Annotated in this window: 14 protein-coding genes; 6 read left to right on the top strand and 8 right to left on the bottom strand. The window is 71.9% G+C overall.

What is annotated here, in order from left to right; translation table 11 throughout:
- Nucleotides 1-33: 33 nt before the first annotated feature.
- Nucleotides 34-2,235, bottom strand: coding sequence for a protein kinase domain-containing protein (locus tag ACQPZW_RS41035; RefSeq protein ID WP_433791435.1), 2,202 nt, complete (start codon nucleotides 2,233-2,235; stop codon nucleotides 34-36).
- A gap of 69 nt (nucleotides 2,236-2,304) precedes the next feature.
- The gene (locus tag ACQPZW_RS41040; protein WP_433791436.1) at nucleotides 2,305-3,375 is read right to left on the bottom strand and encodes an NAD-dependent epimerase/dehydratase family protein; all 1,071 of its coding nucleotides are present in this window, start codon (nucleotides 3,373-3,375) and stop codon (nucleotides 2,305-2,307) included.
- Nucleotides 3,376-3,650: 275 nt separating this feature from the next.
- On the opposite strand from ACQPZW_RS41040, the gene ACQPZW_RS41045 reads away from it, so the two are divergent.
- The 4 genes from ACQPZW_RS41045 (at nucleotide 3,651) to ACQPZW_RS41060 (ending at nucleotide 11,119) form a co-directional block, all read left to right on the top strand.
- Nucleotides 3,651-6,146: a glutamate--cysteine ligase gene (locus ACQPZW_RS41045; RefSeq protein WP_433791437.1), complete on the top strand. Its 2,496-nt coding sequence runs from the start codon at nucleotides 3,651-3,653 to the stop codon at nucleotides 6,144-6,146.
- Nucleotides 6,147-6,159: 13 nt separating this feature from the next.
- Entirely contained in the window at nucleotides 6,160-7,926 is a 1,767-nt protein-coding gene (locus ACQPZW_RS41050; protein ID WP_433791438.1) for an N-acetylglutaminylglutamine amidotransferase, read from the top strand.
- Nucleotides 7,927-7,941: 15 nt separating this feature from the next.
- Nucleotides 7,942-9,762: a S9 family peptidase gene (locus ACQPZW_RS41055; RefSeq protein ID WP_433791439.1), complete on the top strand. Its 1,821-nt coding sequence runs from the start codon at nucleotides 7,942-7,944 to the stop codon at nucleotides 9,760-9,762.
- Nucleotides 9,763-9,841: 79 nt separating this feature from the next.
- Entirely contained in the window at nucleotides 9,842-11,119 is a 1,278-nt protein-coding gene (locus ACQPZW_RS41060; protein WP_433791440.1) for an MFS transporter, read from the top strand.
- A gap of 250 nt (nucleotides 11,120-11,369) precedes the next feature.
- Here the strand turns inward: ACQPZW_RS41060 and ACQPZW_RS41065 are convergent, their stop codons facing one another.
- Nucleotides 11,370-11,792, bottom strand: a complete 423-nt coding sequence (locus tag ACQPZW_RS41065) for a hypothetical protein (protein WP_433791441.1) — start codon at nucleotides 11,790-11,792, stop codon at nucleotides 11,370-11,372.
- A 185-nt stretch (nucleotides 11,793-11,977) separates the two neighbouring features.
- Between ACQPZW_RS41065 and ACQPZW_RS41070 the strand changes: the two genes are divergently transcribed.
- Nucleotides 11,978-12,478: a mycothiol transferase gene (locus ACQPZW_RS41070; RefSeq protein WP_433791442.1), complete on the top strand. Its 501-nt coding sequence runs from the start codon at nucleotides 11,978-11,980 to the stop codon at nucleotides 12,476-12,478.
- 9 nt (nucleotides 12,479-12,487) lie between these two features.
- On the opposite strand, the gene ACQPZW_RS41075 is transcribed toward ACQPZW_RS41070, so the two are convergent.
- From ACQPZW_RS41075 to ACQPZW_RS41090, 4 genes are all read right to left on the bottom strand, one after another.
- Nucleotides 12,488-13,957 carry an ATP-binding protein gene (locus ACQPZW_RS41075; protein WP_433791443.1) on the bottom strand — a complete coding sequence of 490 codons (1,470 nt, stop codon included), beginning with the start codon at nucleotides 13,955-13,957 and terminating at the stop codon, nucleotides 12,488-12,490.
- Between the two features lie 61 nt (nucleotides 13,958-14,018).
- Nucleotides 14,019-15,674, bottom strand: a complete 1,656-nt coding sequence (locus ACQPZW_RS41080) for an FAD-dependent oxidoreductase (RefSeq protein ID WP_433791444.1) — start codon at nucleotides 15,672-15,674, stop codon at nucleotides 14,019-14,021.
- Nucleotides 15,675-15,687: 13 nt separating this feature from the next.
- On the bottom strand, nucleotides 15,688-16,827 hold the full coding sequence (locus tag ACQPZW_RS41085; RefSeq protein ID WP_433791445.1) for an NAD(+)/NADH kinase: 1,140 nt from the start codon (nucleotides 16,825-16,827) through the stop codon (nucleotides 15,688-15,690).
- Nucleotides 16,828-16,872: 45 nt separating this feature from the next.
- Complete coding sequence (locus tag ACQPZW_RS41090; RefSeq protein ID WP_433791446.1) at nucleotides 16,873-17,850, bottom strand: class I SAM-dependent methyltransferase; 978 nt, start codon at nucleotides 17,848-17,850, stop codon at nucleotides 16,873-16,875.
- A 224-nt stretch (nucleotides 17,851-18,074) separates the two neighbouring features.
- Between ACQPZW_RS41090 and ACQPZW_RS41095 the strand changes: the two genes are divergently transcribed.
- Nucleotides 18,075-18,617, top strand: a complete 543-nt coding sequence (locus ACQPZW_RS41095; protein WP_433791447.1) for a molybdate ABC transporter substrate-binding protein — start codon at nucleotides 18,075-18,077, stop codon at nucleotides 18,615-18,617.
- Here the strand turns inward: ACQPZW_RS41095 and ACQPZW_RS41100 are convergent.
- Complete coding sequence (locus ACQPZW_RS41100) at nucleotides 18,614-19,282, bottom strand: adenosylcobinamide amidohydrolase (protein WP_433791448.1); 669 nt, start codon at nucleotides 19,280-19,282, stop codon at nucleotides 18,614-18,616. The genes ACQPZW_RS41095 and ACQPZW_RS41100 overlap by 4 nt on opposite strands.
- Between the last annotated feature and the right edge of the window lie 9 nt (nucleotides 19,283-19,291).

Here is a 19,291-nt window from a genome sequence, read left to right on the forward strand (position 1 = left end):
CAGGAAGTGCGGAAACACCCACCGAGACCACGATCATGGGGTACGGCTGACGCGCTCATAGGAGTCGGTTGAGGTGTTCTCGTCGCCGTAGATGGTGAGAGCGGTATCCGAGCAGATGTACGTCAGCGCGTACGACGTGGTCGGGTTGGTCACCTCGATCGACTGATACTTCCCGTTCCGCGTCATCTTCAAGGTCGGCCCGCCCGAGAACCCGCTCCCGTAGATCTTGCCGTTACGGCTCTGGACCTTCGACTTGCGCACCCCGCGCAACGTCTCCACGTACTTGTTCCCGTTGATCGTCGCCGTCAGCGGCGCCGACCTGTTGTAGTCCTCGATCGTGTCGCCGTCCTCGCGGATCCGCAGGATCAGCCCGCCCTTGCTCGTGAACATCTTGTCCACGCCCTCGAAGTGATTGACGACCTGAGTGGAGGTCGACCGCCAGGTGCCCACGAGGCAGGCGTCCAGATTCGGGTCGACCGGCTTCACCGCCCGCGCCACGGCGGACGCCGACGCCGGGACCGAGGGCGCCGCGCTCCCCGCGCCGGCGCCGGCCGCAGCGCCGGGCGCCTCACCGGACGGACCGGAATCCGGCCAGAACAGCCGCGCCGAGCCGCCCGCCAGCAACAACCCGGCTACCACGACGGCGACCGGCCACACCCGCGCCCTTGACGAACGGCGCGCCCCCGACACGCCGGGATGGGCGGGAAGCGGCGTCGCCCGGCGACCGGTCGCCGCCGATTCCCGTGACGTCGCCTCCTCGGCGACGACCGGACCCGTGGTGTCGTCGACCACGCCGCCCAGGTCCACCGTGGCGACCGCCGCCGGCTTCGGTGCGACGGTCACGGCCTCCGCATCAGGCACACCGGACCCGGCCGCGGCGACAGTGACCGCCTCGGATGCGCCGGGAGACTCCGCCGCGGCAAGGGTGGCCGAATCCGATCCGACGGCGTTGCCCGGGTCGACGAAGGCCGCGCCGGCGGCGGAAGCCGGGCCAGCGAGGGGGGTCGGGCCGGCGAGAGCGGTCGGGCCGGCGGCGGTCGAGCCGGCGGCGGTCGGCGCGATGACAGTCGACGCGGTGGCGGTCGGGCCGGTGGCGGCCGGGCCGGTGACGGTCGAGCCGGTGACGGTCGAGCCGGTGACGGTCGAGCCGGTGACGGTCGAGCCGGTGACGGTCGAGCCGGTGACGGTCGAGCCGGTGACGGTCGAGCCGGTGGCGGCCGGCGGCGCTGCGGCGACGGTGAGCGGGTCAGGGTCGGGAGCGCCGGCCACCGCCGGAGCTCCGGGCTCCTGGTGATGGGCCGTAGGCGCGGCGAGCGTCGGCGACGGCGCTACCAGGGTGCCCGGCAGCCCGTCCGGCGTGTCCTCGGGCCGGGCCTGCCGCACCGGCCACCACCGCGGCCGGCGTCGGGTGCCGGGATCGCCGGCATCCGCTGTCCGGACCACGTTGGCCAGCAGCTCGCGGGCCTGTTCGGCGCCGAGGCGGCGGATCGGGTCCTTGTCCAGCAGGCCCTTGATCACCGGCCAGAGCCGTCCGGCGTGGGCCGGCGACTCCGGCCGGTGGTGCAGGATCGCGGCGAGCGTGGCCTGGGTGTCCTCCCGCTGGAACGGCGACCGCCCGGTCACCGCCGCATAGAGGGTGACGCCGAGTGACCACATGTCGGCGGCCGCTGTCGCGGGTTGCCCGTTGATCCGCTCCGGGGCCAGGTAGGCCGGCGACCCGACCATCTGGCCGGTCGCGGTGAGGGCCGTCGCGTCGTCGATCGCGGCGATGCCGAAATCGGTCAGCACCACCCGCTCCTCCTCCAGGAGGATGTTGGCGGGTTTGACGTCGCGGTGGGCGATGCCCTCCCGGTGGGCGGCCCGGAGCGCGTCGAGCACCTGCAGCCCGATCTCGGCGGTCCGCCGTTCGGTGAGCAAGCCGTGCTCGGCGATGGCCTCGGCCAGGGACCGGCCCTCGACCAGCTCCATGACGATCCACCGCGAGCCGTCGTCGGTGACCACGTCGTAGACGGTGACGATGGACGGGTGACGGAGGCGGGCCGCGGCCTGCGCCTCCCGCAGGGTCCGCCGCACCTGGTGCTCGGAGGGCTGGGCCGCCCCGGACACCTCCTTGAGTGCCACGTCGCGGCCGAGCAGGGTGTCCTCGGCCTGCCAGACCGCGCCCATCCCGCCGCGGCCCAACATCCGTCCCAGGCGGTATCGCCCGGCGATCACCCGTCCCGACCCGACGCTCATGCCGCCGAATCTATCGGTCCCGATCCAAGGGCCGTGCCCCTCGCGCGCCGGGGCCGCCCCGGCGCGGGGTCAGGCCTTCCAGACCTCCTGGTTGGCCTCGTAGATCTCGCGCAGGATGGCCGGTACGTCGTAGGTGAGCTTCCACTCCGGGTAGTGCTGCTCGAACCGGCCGGTGCCGCTGATCCACCACTGGTGGTCGCCCATCCGGTTCTGGTCGACGTACTCCGTCCGGGCCTGCAGGCCGGTGATCTCCTCAGCGATCTTGAAGGCCTCGATGTGCGAGCAGTTGGAGAACCGGCCGCCGCCCATGTTGTAGATCTCGGCCACCCGCGGGGCCCTGTGGAACGCCTCGAACGCGGTGATCAGGTCGTGCGAGTGGATGGCGTCGCGGACCATCTTGCCCTTGTAGCCGAAGATCTTGTATGTCCGCTGCTCCATGACGCAACGCATCACGTACGCCAGGAAGCCGTGCAGCTCGGCAGCGGAGTGACCCGGACCGGTCAGCGTGCCGCCACGGAACACCGCGGTCGGCATGTCGAAGTAGCGGCCGTACTCCTGGACCATGATGTCGGCGGCCACCTTGGAGGCGCCGAAGACCGAGTGCATGCTGCTGTCGATCGACATGGTCTCGTCGATGCCGCCATACCACCGGTGGTCTTCCGGCAACTCCCAGCGCGTGTCGAGCTCGACCAGCGGGAGGGAGTTCGGCGTGTCGCCGTACACCTTGTTGGTCGAGGTGAAGATGAACGGGGCGTCCTTGGCGTGCCGCCGCGTCGCCTCCAGCATGTTGATCGTGCCGACGGCGTTGACGTCGAAGTCGGTGAACGGCTCGCGGGCGGCCCAGTCGTGGCTCGGCTGCGCGGCGGCGTGGATCACCAGGCCGACGTTGGACCCGAGGCCGCCGAAGAGCTTGTCCAGGCCCTCGCGGTCACGGATGTCGACGCTGTGGTGCGTGTAGCGGTCGCCGACCTCCTTGACCAGGCGCTGCAGGTTCCACTTGGTGGAGCCGTCGGCGCCGAAGAAGTAGCCGCGCATGTCGTTGTCGACCCCGACCACGTCCATGCCCAGGCCGGCGAAGTGCCGGACCGCCTCCGAGCCGATCAGACCGGCCGATCCGGTGATGACGACAACGCTGCTCATTTCCTGACCTCCGGGTGTCGGGCGTCACCGGGGAGAGTACCGGTGAGCTGGAGCAGTCTGACCGCCCGGTCGGTCGTGTCGTGATCGTCATGCTTGACCGTGGCACGAAATGGGCACGTCACGGATTCGCTACATCCGGTGGGAAAGCTCCGTCGGATACGGCGGTTTCACGACGAATTCGCAAGGGCGGTCCCCATGACGGAGTCACTACAGGCTGAACAGCACAGCACCCCGGCCGGGCCGCCCTCACGCTCGGCGCGGAGGAGGAGCTGCACGTGGTCGATCTCGGGACGCGGGAGCTCGTACCCCGGGCGCCCGAGATCCTGGACCGGCTGGACGCCGCACACTTCTCCGCCGAGCTGCACCGGTCGGTGGTGGAGACCAACACGCCGGTGAGCAGCACCCTGGACGATCTGCGGATCGGTGTCGTGCAGCGGCGCCGGGAGGCGATCGCGGTGGCCGAGTCGCTGGGCCTGGGCCTGGTCGCGGCGGGCACCGTGCCGCTGGTCGATCTGGACGCGCTGCCGGTCACGCCGACGTCGCGCTATCAGCGGATGCTGCACGAGTACCAGATGCTGGTGCGGGAGCAGCTGATCTGCGGCGCCCAGGTGCACGTCGGGGTGCCGGACCGGGACGAGGCGGTCTCGGTGGCGCAGCGGGTGGCCCCGGTGCTGCCGGTGCTGCTGGCGCTCTCCACCAGCTCGCCCTACTGGCTCGGGGAGGACTCGGGTTACGCCAGCGTCCGCTCCCTGGTGTGGATGCGCTGGCCGACCGCCGGCGACAGTGGTCCGCTGCACTCGGCCGAGGAGCACGAGGCGCTGGTCAGTGACCTGATCGCGTCGGGGACGATCAGTGACCCGAAGATGGTCTACTTCGACGTCCGGCCGTCGGCGCACGTGCCCACCGTGGAGTTGCGGGTCACCGACGCCAGCCCGGATGTCGAGACGGTGATCCTGCTGGCCGGGATCTTCCGGGCCCTGGTGCTGCGGGCGCAGGGTGAGTACCGCGCCGGTCTGCCGCTGCCCACGGCGCGGCCGCCGCTGCACCGGGCCGCGATGTGGCGGGCCGCCCGGTCCGGGCTGGAGGGCGACCTGCTCGACCTTCCGCGCTCGCCGGTCCCGGTGCCGGCCGCCGTCGCGGTGGAGCGCCTGGTCGGCGAGTTGCGCCCGCAGTTGGAGGATCTGGGCGACTGGGATCAGGTGTTCGACCTGACGCTGCGGGCGTTGAGCCGGGGCAGCTCGGCCGCCCGGCAGCGGCGTGCGCTGGCCCGGCGCGGACGGCTGTCCGACGTGGTGGACATGCTGGTCGCCGACACCCGCGGCGGCGTCACCGAGGCGACTCCGGCCGGGCCTCCGGCGCCGGCGTTGATCGAGGCGTACGGGGCCGACGGCGACGAGGCCTTCCCCAGCGGCCGGGTCGCTCCGGCGTACGCGGGGATCCTGCCGGTGCTGACCTCGCTGGGCGCGACCGGCCTGCGGCAGCGCGAGGACGCCCGCGACGACGAGCAGCGGGCCCGAGGCATCACGTTCAGCGTGGCCGGCGAGGCGGCGACCCGCCTGTTCCCGTTCGACCTGGTGCCCCGGATCGTGCCCGCCGACGACTGGGCGGAGCTGCAGAAGGGCCTGGTCCAGCGGGTGCGGGCGCTCAACATGTTCCTCGGCGACGTCTACGGCGACCGGCAGGTGGTGGCCGACGGGGTGGTGCCGGAGTGGGTGATCGACGGGTCCCCGGAGCTGCGGGCCAGTGGCGCCCTGATCAGCCGGCCCGCGGTGCGTACCCAGGTCGCCGGTGTCGACCTGGTCCGCGACGGCAGCGGGAAGTGGTGTGTGCTGGAGGACAACCTGCGGGTGCCGTCCGGGATCGCCTACGCCATGCAGAACCGCCGTCTCACCTGGAGCGTCCTGCCCGAGCTACCCCGCCCGGCCGCGCTGATCTCGGTCGAGGACACCCCGAAGCTGCTCAAGCGGGCCCTGCTGGAGGCGGCCGGCCCGTCGGCCGGTGACGACCCGGCGCTCGTGGTGCTCAGCCAGGGCCCGGACGACTCGGCCTGGTTCGAGCACCGGATGCTGGCCGAGGCGATGGAGGTCCCGGTCGTGCGCAGCACCGAGCTCTTCGTCGACGAGGGCCGGGTGTGGCGGCTGAAGAACGGCCACCGGCACCGGGTCGACGTCATCTACCTGCGGATGGGCGAGGACAGCCTGGTCCACTCCCCCGGCGCGGACGGCATGCCGCTGGGCCCGAGCCTGGTGTCGGCGCTGCACGCGGACACCATCGTGCTGGCCAACGCGCTGGGCAACGGCGTCGCCGACGACAAGGCGGTGTACGCCTACGTGCCCCGCCTCATCGAGTACTACCTGAACGAGAAGCCGCTTCTCGCCGACGTGCCCACCTACCTGTGCGGCCTCGCCGACCACCGGGCGGAGGTGCTGGGCCGCCTGGACGAGCTGGTCTGCAAGCCGGTCGACGGCTACGGCGGCGACCGGATCGTGATCGGCCCGCACGCGACCGCCGACGAGCTGGACGCGCTGCGCCGGCAGATCCGGACCGCGCCGCACCGCTGGGTGGCCCAGGAGGTGGTGAGCCTCTCCACCCATCCGGTCTTCGACGGGCACCGGCTCGCCCCACGGCACGTCGACCTGCGCGCGTTCGTCTTCACCGGTACGGAGTCGGTGGTCGCCCCGGCCGCTCTCACCCGGGTCGCGCCCGCGGGCAGCATGATCGTCAACTCATCGCGGGGCGGCGGCTCGAAGGACACCTGGTTGCTGGGCTAGAAGGAGGATTCATATGTGCGGGATCGCCGGCGAGATCTGTTACGGCGACCGGCGGGCGGACACCGAGGCGATCCGGCGGATGCTGCCCTGTCTCGAGTCCCGGGGCCCCGATGGTGACGGGCTCTGGGACGGGGGACGGATCACTTTCGGCCACCGCCGCCTGAAGATCATCGACCTCTCGGAGGCCGGCGCCCAGCCGATGACCGACGAGCGGCTACGGCTCACCGTGGTCTTCAACGGCTGTATCTACAACTACCGGGAGCTGCGCGAGGAGCTCATCGGGCACGGGTATTCCTTCACCTCGACGTCGGACACCGAGGTGATCCTCAAGGCGTACCACCGGTGGGGCGCCGACTGCGTCACCCGGTTCCTCGGGATGTTCGCCTTCGCGGTCGCCGAGCACGACACCGGGACGGTCACGCTCGCCCGGGACCGGCTCGGGATCAAGCCGATGTACCTGGCCGAGTCGCCGGGACGACTGCGGTTCGCCTCGACGCTGCCGGCGCTGCTCGCGGCCGGCGGGGTGGACACGAGCATCGACAAGGTCGCGCTGCACCACTACATGACGTTCCACTCGGTGGTGCCGGCGCCGCGGACCATCCTGGCCGGGGTGCGCAAACTGCCGCCGGCCACGGTCCGGGTGATCCGGGCCGACGGGACGTCCACCGAGCGCGTCTACTGGGAGGCGTCCTTCACCCGGCCGGTCGCGGCGACCGGGAGGGAGTGGACCGAGGCGGTACGGGACAAGCTGCGCCAGGCGGTGGAACGGCGGATGGTCGCCGACGTGCCGGTCGGGGTGCTCCTCTCCGGCGGTCTGGACTCCAGCTTCATCGTCGCGCTGCTCGCCGAGCAGGGGCAGAAGGGGCTCACCACGTTCAGCATCGGGTTCGACTCCGGTGGCGGGGAGAGCGGCGACGAGTTCGAGTACTCCAACCTCGTGGCCAAGCAGTTCGGCACCGAGCACCACCAGATCAGGATCGGTCAGGACCGGTTCCTGCCGGCGGTGCAGCGGACCGTGGCGGCGATGAGCGAGCCGATGGTGAGCCACGACTGCATCGCGTTCAACCTCCTCAGCGAAACGGTGCGAGAGCACGTCAAGGTCGTGCAATCTGGGCAGGGAGCGGACGAGATCTTCGCCGGCTACAGCTGGTATCCGCCGCTCGCGCACGTGCCCCGCGAGCAGGCCGTCGAGGCGTACGCGAAGGAGTTCTTCGACCGGCCGCACCACGACCTGGCCCGGCAGCTCAATCCCGAATGGCTGGCGGACGACGATGTCAGCCTCCGGTTCGTCCAGGAGAGCTTCGCCCGGCCCGGAGCGGACACCGCCGTCGATGCCGCCCTGCGTCTCGACTCGCAGGTGATGCTCGTGGACGACCCGGTCAAGCGGGTGGACAACATGACTATGGCCTTCGGGCTGGAGGGGCGCGTACCGTTCCTGGATCACGAGCTGGTGGAGATCGCGGCGGCCTGCCCGCCCGAGCTGAAACTGGCCCGCGACGGCAAGGGAGTGCTCAAGGACGCGGCCCGCGGACTGGTCCCGGACGAGGTCATCGACCGGCCGAAGGGCTACTTCCCGGTGCCCGGCATCCGGCACCTGGAGGGCCCGGTGCTCGACCTGGTCCGCGACGCCCTGCACGCGCCGGCCGCCCGGGACCGGGCGCTCTTCCGGCCGGAGTATGTGAGCGCGCTCCTGGCCGACCCGAACACCCCGCGCACCACGCTCGGGGCGAATCAGTTGTGGCAGCTAGCACTGCTGGAGATGTGGTTGCAGCAGTTGTAGACAGGGGGAATCTTGGTGGAAGGCCAGCTCCATCGCGGCGACGTGACCGTGCTGCCCGCCGGGTGGCGCCGACTGGACTCGGAGATCGCCGGCAACTGGTCGCCGGCGCTCTCCCCGGACGGGCGGCACATGGCGTACGTCTCCGACCGTGGCGGTGTGCCCGCCGTCTGGGTGCAACCGGTCGGCAGCGAGCTGGCCTTCCGCGTCGACACCGGGCCCGAGCCGGTGTCGGCGGTGCGCTGGTCGTCCGGCGGCGGCTGGCTGGCCTGCCAGATCGCCCCCGGCGGCGCGCCGCGCAACGAGGTGTGGCTGGTCCGGCCGGACGGCTCCGACCTGCACCAGGTCGCCGGGTTCGGCGCCGGCACCGCGGAGAACATGCGGTGGCTGCCCGGCCGGCCGGTCCTCGCCCTCACCGAGAACCTCACCACGGCCGTGCTCGTCGACGTCACGGCCGGGACACGGACGGTGGTCACCGAGGGTGATCTGGTCACCCTCCTCGACGTGGATCCGGCTGGGCGCTTCGCGCTTCTGCGGTACGGGCCACGCGGCGCCCGCCAGATCGTGCTGCGCGACCTGGCCGGCGGCGCGGAGAAGCCGGTCACCCGTGGTGAGCGGGCGGTCTTCAGCCCCGGCGGCGGCTGCGTCTACGCGCTCAGCCAGGACGGCGAGTTCCCGGCCCTCCTCCGCATCGCCGGCGACGCCGTCGAGGTGCTCGCCCACTCCCCCGCCCCGGCTTCACCCGTCGCCTCCGCTTCCGCCGCCTCCTCCGCCCTTCCGCGGGAGATCGAGGACTTCGTGGTGACGGCGGACGGGCGTACCGCCGCGTTGTCGTGGAACGTCCGGGGAGGCGAGTCGGAGGTCGCGCTGATCGACCTGGACCACGACGGGCATCGCGAGCCGGTCTTCATCAGCTCGATACCGGGCCTCGTGATCGGCGACCTCACCTGGAGCTTCGACGGATCGACGCTCGGCTTCACCGCCGAGGGGCCCGGCCAGCCGAACGGCGTCTGGGCCTGGCACCGGGAGAACAAGGAGGTCAGAGCGGTCTCCGCGGAGCCGGCCGCACCGGGGGCGATCCGTCCCACGCTGCGGTCGTTCCCGGCGCACGACGGGCTGACGCTGACCGGCTGGCTGTTCACCCCGCGCACGCCCGGCCCGCATCCCACCGTGGTGTGGCTGCACGGCGGCCCGGAGGCCCAGGAACGGCCGGGGCACGGGCCGCTCTTCCAGACGCTGGCCGACCGTGGCATCGCCGTCTTCGCCGCCAACGTGCGCGGCTCGTCGGGGTTCGGGCGCTCGTTCGTGGACGCCGACAACGGCGCACTGCGCCCGGCCGCGATCGAGGACGTCCGGACCTGTGTCGAGCATCTGCGCGGCACCGGGATCGCCGGGAAGGTCGGTGTGATGGGCCGCTCCTACGGCGGTTACCTCACCCTCGCGGCGCTGACCTGGTTCCCGGAGCTGTTCGACGTCGGGGTGGACATCTGCGGCATGTCAAACTTCGCCACCTTCTACGAGCACACCGAGCCGTGGATCGCGTCGGCCGCGGTCAGCAAGTACGGCCACCCGGTCCACGACGCCGACCTGCTGCGCGAGCTGTCCCCGATCCACCGCATCGACCGGCTGCGCGCTCCGCTGATGGTCGTGCACGGCGCCAACGACAGCAACGTGCCGGTGATCGAGGCCGAGCAGGTGGTCGCAGCCCTGGCCGCCCGTGACCACCCGCACCGCTATCTGCTCTTCCCCGGGGAGGGCCACGAGTTGCTGCACCGCGCCGCCCGGGCCGAGTTCCTCCGGGAGACCCTCGCGTGGCTGGAGACGCACCTTACTGAGTGAGAAGACGCACGTTGCCGGGGGTACGTGTAACGGAGAAGGGTGGTAGTTGCACGTTACCCGGCACTGCGGAAGGCGTCTGATGGCCCTGCGTCCCTGGGCGGTGTGGGCCGCCGGCCTCGCCGCGTACACGGTGGCGGTTCTGCATCGCAGCTCGATCGGTGTGGCGGGGCTCGACGCCCAGGAGCGGTTCGGGGTCGGCGCGAGCACACTGGCCGTCTTCGCCGTTCTGCAGCTGCTCGTCTACGCCGGGCTGCAGATCCCCGTCGGGCTCCTGCTGGACCGGTTCGGGTCGTTGCGGCTCGTGCTGGCCGGCGCCGCGGTGATGGCCTCCGGGCAGATCCTGATGGCGTTCACCGATGGCCTGAGCGGCGCGATCCTGGCCCGGGTGCTGGTCGGCGCGGGCGACGCGATGACGTTCATCAGCGTGTTGCGCCTGGTGCCGCGCTGGTTCCCGGCCGGGCGGGTGCCGGTGCTCACCCAGCTGACCGGGATCATCGGCCAGCTCGGGCAGGTGCTCTCGGCGGTGCCGCTGGCCGCCGTGCTGGCCGGAGCGGGCTGGACCACCGCGTTCCTCGGTGCGGCCGGCGTCGGGGTGTTCACGGCGATCGTGGCGCTGGCGGCGCTGCGTGACACGCCGGAGCGTCGGATCAGCGGCGCGGCGGTGAGCTGGCACCAGCTCGGCGTCGACCTGGGCAGCTCGTGGCGGCACCCGGGCACCCGGCTGGGGCTGTGGGCGCACTTCACCACCCAGTTCACCGGGACGGTGTTCGCGCTGATGTGGGGCGTGCCGTTCCTGGTGGCGGGTCAGGGGCTGAGCCGGGCCGCGGCCGGCGCGCTGCTGACCGTGTTCGTGGTGACCGGGATGCTGGCCGGACCGGTGCTCGGCATGCTCACCCAGCGGCATCCGCTACGCCGTTCGTGGCTGGTGCTCGGCATCGTGGCGATCAACATGACCGCGTGGGCGGTGGTGATCGCCTGGCCGGGGCGGGCCCCGCTGCCGTTGCTGGTGGCGCTGGTGATCGCGCTGGGGCTCGGCGGGCCGGGGTCGATGATCGGGTTCGACTTCGCGCGCAGCTTCAACCCACCGAGCCGTCTGGGCACGGCGACCGGTGTCGTCAACGTCGGCGGGTTCGTGGCGTCGCTCGTGACGATCGAGCTGATCGGGTTGATCCTCGACTACCGCACCGGCGGCGGTAACGACTATCACATCGACGATTTCCGGGTCGCGATGTCGGTGCAGTTCCTGGTGGCCGCGGCCGGTGTGGCGGGCATCCTGCGCACCCGGCGGCTGACCCGGCGGCACGTCGCGGCCGAGTCCGCGGGTTTAGCGAACGCCGTGGAGGTAAAAGCTTCCTGATCCGCGCAAAACGACGCACGACGATGCGCGCAAGTGGCGCGCGATGAGACGCGCGGCGGGAGAGCAGGGATCAGGGGAATATGTCTGAGCAGGCTGCGGGCCGTTTCTGGTCCGGTATCGATGTTCCGAAAACCGTCGCGGGCACCCTCGCGGCCGTCTCTGCGGCGGTGCTCGGCTCCTTTCTGGGAGTCGCGGGCACGCTGATCGGGGCCGCGCTGGCGAGTCTGATCAGCTCGATCGGCACGGAGATCTACCACCGATCGATCAACCACAGCACGAAACGGCTCCAGTCGGCGTTCGTGATCGCCCCGGCCGCGGTCGGGACCCCGTCGGTCGAGGCCGCGGCCGACAGCGCGCCCTCCGACGAGACGACGGCGGACGAGACGACGGAGGCCTCGAAGCCGGAGCGGCGGATCCACTGGAAGCGGGTCGCCCTCGTCACCGGCGCCTTCTTCCTGCTGGGCATGGGTGTGCTGACGACGGCTGAGCTGTTCGCGGGCCGGTCCGCGGCGGATGTGACGAGCGGCCGGGACACCGGCAGCCCGACGATCCTGTTCGACACCGCCGGCGAGGAGAGCGACGACGAGGAGCAGAAGCAGCAGCCGGCCGTGGCCCCGTCCGGCGGGCCCGCCACCACGACGACCGAGGCCCCGGAGGCCCCCGGGCCGGCCACCTCCACCGCGCCGGCCGAGCCCGCCCCACGACCGGGGAGCCGACGGCGACCACGCCCGCGGAGACCGGCGCGCCGGAGCAGGATGAGACCGGCGGAGACACCGGCACCGAACCGGAACAGGGACAGGGACAGGGACAGGGACAGGTGCAGCAGGAGAAGCCCGCCGAGACCACGGGAGAGTGAGCATGGACGTGCGGGACATCCTGAAGGACGGGTACGGCCGGCTGCCGGAGACGATCGAGGCAGCCGTCCGTGACCTCACGCCGGAGCAGTTGCGCTGGGCTCCGAAGCCGGGCGCCAACTCGATCGGCTGGCTGGTCTGGCACCTGACCCGGGTCCAGGACCACCACCTCACCGGGGTCATCGGTGGCGAGCAGATCTATGTGACCGCCGACTGGGGGCCGCGGTTCGGGCTCGAGTCGGACCCGTCGGACACCGGCTACGGGCACGGTCCCGAGCAGGTCGCCGCGGTGGCCCCGGAAAGCTGGGAGGCGTTGACCGGCTACTTCGGGGCCGTGCTCACCCGTACCGTCGCATGGGTCGAGACGCTGACCCCCGGCGACCTGGACCGGATCGTCGACCGTGACTGGGATCCGCCGGTGACCCTCGGGGTCCGCCTGGTCAGCGTGCTGGACGACGACGCCCAGCACGCCGGACAGGCGGCCTATGTCCGCGGGCTCCTGTAGGCAGGCCGATCAGGCCGACGCGGGCTCGTTGAAGGGCAGCCGGATCAGGAAGCGGGTGTCGCCGGGCTCGGAGCGGACCTCGATGTCGCCGCCGTGGCCGTTGACCACGATGCGGTACGAGATGTCGAGGCCCAGACCGGTCCCTTCACCGACGGCCTTCGTGGTGAAGAACGGCTCGAAGATGCGTTTGCGCACCTCGGGCGTGATGCCCGGACCGGTGTCGCCGACCGAGACCACGAGCTGATCGTCGTCACGGTAGGTGCGGATCGTCAGCGTCCCGGCCCCGCCCATCGCCTGCACCGCGTTGTCGATGATGTTGGTCCACACCTGGTTGAGCTCGGCCGGGTGCGCCGGGATCTGCGGCAGGCTCCGGTCGTAGTCCTTGACCACCCGGAGCGTGTCGCCGATCTTGTGGCCGAGCATGACGAGCGTGCTGTCCAGGCCGACGTGCACGTCGATCCACTGGTGGGCGGCCCGGTCCACGTGCGAATACTGTTTCGCCGCGTGCACCAGCTTGGACACCCGGCCGGTGGCGTCCTCGATGTCGCTCATCAGCTGCTCGGTCTCCAGGGCATACCCGATCCAGTGGATCGCCTGGTCGAGCAGCTCCGGGGAGGCCAGCCGGGTCTCCAGGTCGGCGAGGCACTCGGTGTCGATGCCGCCCTGGGCGAAGACCGGCGCCAGGTCCCACGCGGCGGTGATCTCCCGGCCGTCCATCCAGTCGCCGAGCTCGTCCTCCAGGTCGGCGACCTGCAGGGCGGTCATCGCCGGCGCCTTGGCGGCCCGCTCGATCACCTCCTCCTGCAACTCCAGGAGCGCGACAAGCCGGTCCGGGGCGACCTTGCCGGCGGCGAGCTTGCCGAGCTTGAGCCGCATCGCGGCGACCCGCTGGCGCAGCGCCCCGGTGGCCCGGGAGGCGGCCGCGGCCGGATTGTTCAGCTCGTGCATGAGGCCCGCCGACAGGGCGCCGAGCGCGGCCAGCCGCTGTCGCTCGCCGATCGCCGCCTGCGAGCTGCGCATCCCCAGCGCCAGGCCCTCCAGCAGGTGGATCGCCATCGGGAACCAGTCACGCATCAGCGAGCCGAAGTCGGCGGCCGACAGCACGAAGAACTCCGCGTCGGTGATCGCCCGCATCGACGCCTGATAGGTGCGGGGAACCCCGTCCTCCCGCAGGTACGCCTGGGTCGCCCCCATGTAGACGCCGCGCTGCTCGGTCCGGGTGGTGGTGACCTCGTCCTGCCCGACCCGCCGGGTCAGCGTGATCGTGCCGCTGAGCAGCACGAAGAACGAGACGGCCGGGTCGCCCTCGCGCAGCACCAGACCGCCGCCGGGCACCCGCATGGTGCAGCCGTGCTCAGCGAGCCAGGCCAGCTGCTCGTCGGTGAGCTTCTCGAAGAGGAAGAGTGAACGCAGAACCTCGATGGTGAGGCGGCCGGGCTCGCAGGGTTCGAGACGGATCTCGTCGGTGGTGTCGGACATCACTGTGCCTCCCGGTCATGCCCTCGCGGCCCTTGCTTCGCTGCGGTGCACTCGGTCATGACTATGCCTCCAGGTAGCGGTGGACCAGCGCGACGGCCATCGCACCCTCGCCGACCGCCGAGGCCACCCGTTTCACCGAACTGGCCCGGACGTCGCCGGCCGCGAAGATACCGGGGACACTGCTCTCCAAGTAGAACGGATCCCGGTCCCGATCCCATCCCCGTGGGCGCTCCCCGTTCGCCAACAGATCGGTGCCGGTCCGGATGAAGCCCTTCTCGTCGCGCTGAAGGGTGTCACCGAGCCAGTCGGTCCGCGGCTCGGCCCCGATGAACACGAACAGATAACCGCACTCCACGGTCGCCTTCGTGCCGTTCTTGCTGTCACAGATGGTGATCGCCTGCAGGTGGCCCTCGCCCTGGGCGCCGACCACCTCGCAGCGGGTCCGGATCTCGATGTTCGCGACCTGGGCGAGCTGCTGGATCAGGTAGTACGACATCGACGCCTCGAGCGAGTCGCCACGGACCAGCAGGGTGACGCGCCGGGCGTACCGGGAGAAGAACAGCGCCGCCTGCCCGGCCGAGTTGGCGCCGCCGACGATGTAGACGTCGGTCCCGGCGCAGGCCGGCCCCTCGGTGGCGGCCGATCCGTAGAACACGCCCGAGCCGGTCAGACCGGCGACGCCGTCGGCGACCAGCGGACGGTACGACACACCGGTCGCCAGCAGCACGGCGTGCGCCGACACCTCGCCACCGTCGGCGAACGTGAGCGTGCGGGCCGACCCGTCGGTACGCAGCCCAACGACCTCACGGGTGCTGATCGTCTCCGCGGCGAACTTGTCGGCCTGCCGGCGGGCCCGATCGGTGAGCTGGGCGCCGGAGATACCGTCCGGGAAGCCCAGATAGTTCTCGATCCGGGAGCTCTGCCCGGCCTGCCCGCCGACCGCCTGGCGCTCGATCAGCAGGGTCTTGAGGCCCTCCGAGCCGCCGTAGACCGCCGCGCCCAGACCGGCCGGCCCGCCACCCACGATGATCAGGTCGTAGAAGTCGCGGCCCGGGTTGGTGGAGAGCCCGGCCGCCTCGGCGACCTCCTGCACCGTCGGCCGGGACAGCGCCCGCCCGTCGGCCGTCACCACCAGCGGCACCGCCTCCGGCCCGGCCTCGGCCGCCTCCAGCAGGCGACGGCCCTCCGGCTCGTCGGCGCCGAAGTACTTGTACGGCACCAGGTTGCGGGCCAGGAAGTCACGGATCTGGAACGACGGCTCGCTCCACCGATGCCCGACCAGGCGGATGTCCGGCAGCTCCTGCTCGCCGGTCGCCTCCCAGGCGTCGAGCAGCGAGTCCAGCACGGGGTAGAGCTTCTCCTCCGGCGGATCCCACGGCTTGAGCAGGTAGTGGTCGACGTCGACCAGGTTGATCGCCTGGATCGCCGCGTCGGTGTCGGCGTAGGCGGTGAGCAGTGCCCGCCGGGCGTGCGGGAACAGGTCCATCCCCTGCTCCAGGAACTCGATGCCGTTCATCTGCGGCATCCGGTAGTCGGCGAGGATCACCGCGACCCGCCCGCCGCGCAGTTTCAGCTCACGCAGCACCTCCAGGGCCTCGTCGCCGGAGGAGGCCCGGACCACCCGGTACCGGTCGGCGTAGCGGCGGCGCAGGTCACGTGCGATGGCGCGGGAGACGGACGGGTCGTCGTCGACCGTGAGGATCGCGGCTTGGCCCATGATGTCGTTGTCCTCAGCTCTCGGAGTGGCGTTCGAGATAGCCCGCCACATACGGGCAGGTGGCGATGACGGGGATGCCACGTGACCGGGCATCGGCGAGTGCGGCGGCGGCCAGACGACCGGCGAGCCCCCGACCGGAGAACGCCTGTTCGATCTCGGTGCTCAGTAGTTCGATCCGTCCGTCCCGGTGCGCGTAGTCCAGCGTTCCGACCGTCTCGCCACCGACCAGCACCTCGTAACGATGACGCTCGAAACTGTCGACGACCACCGCGTCCGCCGGGTCGAACGCCACGGCTGACGCGCTGCCCTCGACCCGCAGCTTGCGCCGGGCCCGCTCGTAGAACGAGGTGCGCCCGAACCGGATCACCTGGGCCGCCGACGGTATCGGCCGGACCTCGAGGGTGGAACCGGCCTCCGCATACCCCTCGATGATGCCGTCCACCTCGATCGCCAGCCGCCCGCTCGTGGGCAGCACGTCCAGCGCCAGCTGCTCGGACGGGTCCAGCACCAGGGACCGGTTGAACGACGAGTGCGCCGCGGCCGCGGACACGATCAGAGCCTGCACGTTCGGCGAGACGATCGGGCCTCCGGCGGAGAAGCTGTACGCCGTGGAACCGGTCGGCGTCGACACGATCACCGCGTCGGCCGCGTAGTTGACGAACCCGCCGCCCTCCACCCGGATCCCGACCGCGGCCAGCCCGTGCCCCGGCACCCGGACCAGGGCGATGTCGTTGAACGCCGACACCGCGCGCCCGTCCGGCAGAGTGGTGTGCACCGCGGTCCGCGACTCGATGGTGAACCGGTGCTCGTCGATTGCGGAGAGCGCCTCCCCGAGACCGGACAGATCGACCTCGGCCAGGAACCCGAGCCGTCCCACGTTCACCCCGAGGACCGGCGTCTCGCGCCCCTCGACCAACCGCATCGTTCGCAACATCGTGCCGTCGCCACCGAGGCTGACCAGCAGCCCGGCCCGCTCGACCATCTCCGCCGCCTCGACCGCCTCCGCGGTGCAGCCGCTGATCCGATCCACCTCGTCGGGGAGGCCGAGCACGGTGACCCCGCGCTCGACGGCCCAGCCGGTGATCGCGTCGATCGCGGCGCCGCAGTCACGGCGTGGATGCAGCACCAGCCCGACAACCTTGACCATGCCCATGCCGGCAAGCCTTCCATGCCGGCGGCGGGATTCCCATCAGCGGAGTCACACGCGGGTGGCCAGGGCCAGGAAACGCTCCGGGACGTCCTCGTAGTGGTGCAGGCGCCAGCCGGTGGCGGCCAGCAGCGGGACCAGGCGCTCCTCGGAGAGGGGCTCGCCGGGGCGCAGCACGCGGCCGTGGCGGGCGGCCAGCTGGGCGCGACCGGTCGGGTGGAAGATCGCCAGGACGCCGCCGGGGCGGGTCACCCGGGCCAGCTCGGCGAGGCCGGCCGCCGGGTCGGGCAGGTGATGGACCAGGCCGGCGGCGAAGATCACATCGGCGCCCGCGTCGGCGGCCGGGAGGCGGCGGGCGTCGGCGAGCAGCAGGGTGGCGGACTCGTCGCGGCCGGCCCGGCGGGCGGCGGCCAGCATGCCGGGAGTGAAGTCGAGCCCGATGACCCGGCCGGTGGGACCCGCCGCGGCGGCGAGCGCGGGCAGGGCCCGGCCGGTGCCGCAACCGACGTCGAGGACGACGTGGCCGGGCCGCACCCCGGCGAGCCGCACCGCCTCGGCGTAGCGGGGCATGTCGTCGCCGAACTTGGCGTCCCAGTCGGCGGCGCGGGCGGCGAAGAACGCCCGGCTCTCCGAGAGGTACCAGCGGTCGACGTCGGCCAGGTCGGGGTGCAGGTGCCGGATCACCGGCCAGTCCGGGTCGCGGTGGTCGATGACGACCTGGGCACGTTGCTCGCCGTCGCCCTCGGCGAACCGGTGGCGGGGGCCGCCACGCAGGTACACCAGGATGCGGTCGGTGGCCGGCTCCAGGACGTTGAGCGCCGAGTCGACCAGGCCGCCGCCGGGGCCGATCAGGCCGAGCACCGCGTCGACGCTCCAGGCGCGGGCGGTGGACGGGAACGCGGCGGCGAGGCGGGACGCGAACTGCGCGGCGGCTCCGGGATCGCCACCGTCGACGATCACGGTGAGGGGGGCACGCGGCGCCAGGACCTCGGCGAGCAGTGCGGTTACTTCGGCGATGCGTTCCGGCACGTCACCAGCATGACGTTGCCGGTGTGACGTCCGCAACGCTGGAACGGTGGCACTTTTTGTGCCGATTTGCCGTGCGCTTCCGGACGCGGGTCTGCGCATTCCCGGCGGGGCGTCCGGGAGCGGTCGGAACGCCGACAGACGGCGGCCGCCGGAACCGGGGGCGCGGGACGGGCAGTCGAAGCGGGAACATCCAAGGCTGTGATCGGAGGGCGACGATGCGTGGAGTGATCGCGGTTCTGCTGGCCGGTGTGCTGGCGGCCGGGGGCTGCGCCGGCACGGAGAGCACCGGGAACCCGGCCGGTCCGTCCGGAGCGGCGGGACGGCACGACGACACGGGAGCGGGCGACGGGAGCGGGCCGGGCGGCTCGACCGGCACCGGGAACGGGTCCGGTGGCTCGACCGGCGCCGGGCAGGGGCCGCAGGCGGGGCTCATCGAGCTCAGGGTGGCCGTGGACGAGTCGCTGGCCCAGGCGTTCGTCCAGGTCGAGCAAGGGTTCGAGGCGCATCATCCCAACATCGAGGTCGTCGTCTCGTACGGTGAGGGCTCGAATCTGGCCGACCGCGTCGCCGGTGGTGAACCGGCGGACGTCTTCGTCACCGACGATCCGTTCGCGGCGCGGGGTCTGCGCCTGGCCGCCGACCCGGTCGAGGTCGGCCGGGTGAGCCTGGTGCTGGTGAAGCCGGGCGCGGGCGAGGAGCTCGTCACGTTCGTCCGCGACGGCGACGGCAGGCGGATCCTGATCGAAACCGGTCTGCTGCGGCCCTAAAGACCGGACCGGTCGGACCAGGAGCGGCCGGTGGCCAGGTTGACCGCGCCACCGTCGGCGACCGCCCGGTGCACGGCCCGGGCCAGCGGCGCTCCCCAGTGCGATCGAGGCCCTCCGTAGGCGGCCGGTGGACCGCCGGCCGGGCAGAGCACGCAGACCGCGTCGGTGGCCGTCCCGGTCGCGTCGAGCCCCAGGTCGGCCAGAGCCTGCGCCTTCGCCTCGGTGACGGTGGCGATCGTGTTGATCAGCGCGCCGTCGGCGAGGCGCTGCGGCACCCAGACGATGATGTTGACGGTGCCCGGACGATGATCGAAACCAGACTCCTCGGACGCGGCCCGGATCGGTGCGCCGAGCCCGACCGTGGCGTGCACCTGCACGTCGCCGTCACGGACGTGCACCGCGTCGGCCACGTCGACGCCGGTGAGCAGCCCGATCCCCGGCCCGGTCAGGCCCAGGCCGGCGGCGAGCGCGGCCAGATGGTCCTCCGGGTCGGGGCGGGCGTACGACATCGCGACGGACGCGTTGATCAGCCACTCCCGGATCCCGACGCCGCCGCCGAGGACCGCGCTGGAGGCGGCGAGCAGCGGCTCCGGGAAACGCCAGAGCAGCAGGGGGACGTCGAGCCCGTCCTCCCGCCGGTGGGTCAGCGACGGCTCCGCGAACATCGCCGGTGA

It is taken from the genome of Actinoplanes sp. CA-252034 (genome assembly GCF_050956125.1).
Lineage (GTDB): Bacteria > Actinomycetota > Actinomycetes > Mycobacteriales > Micromonosporaceae > Actinoplanes.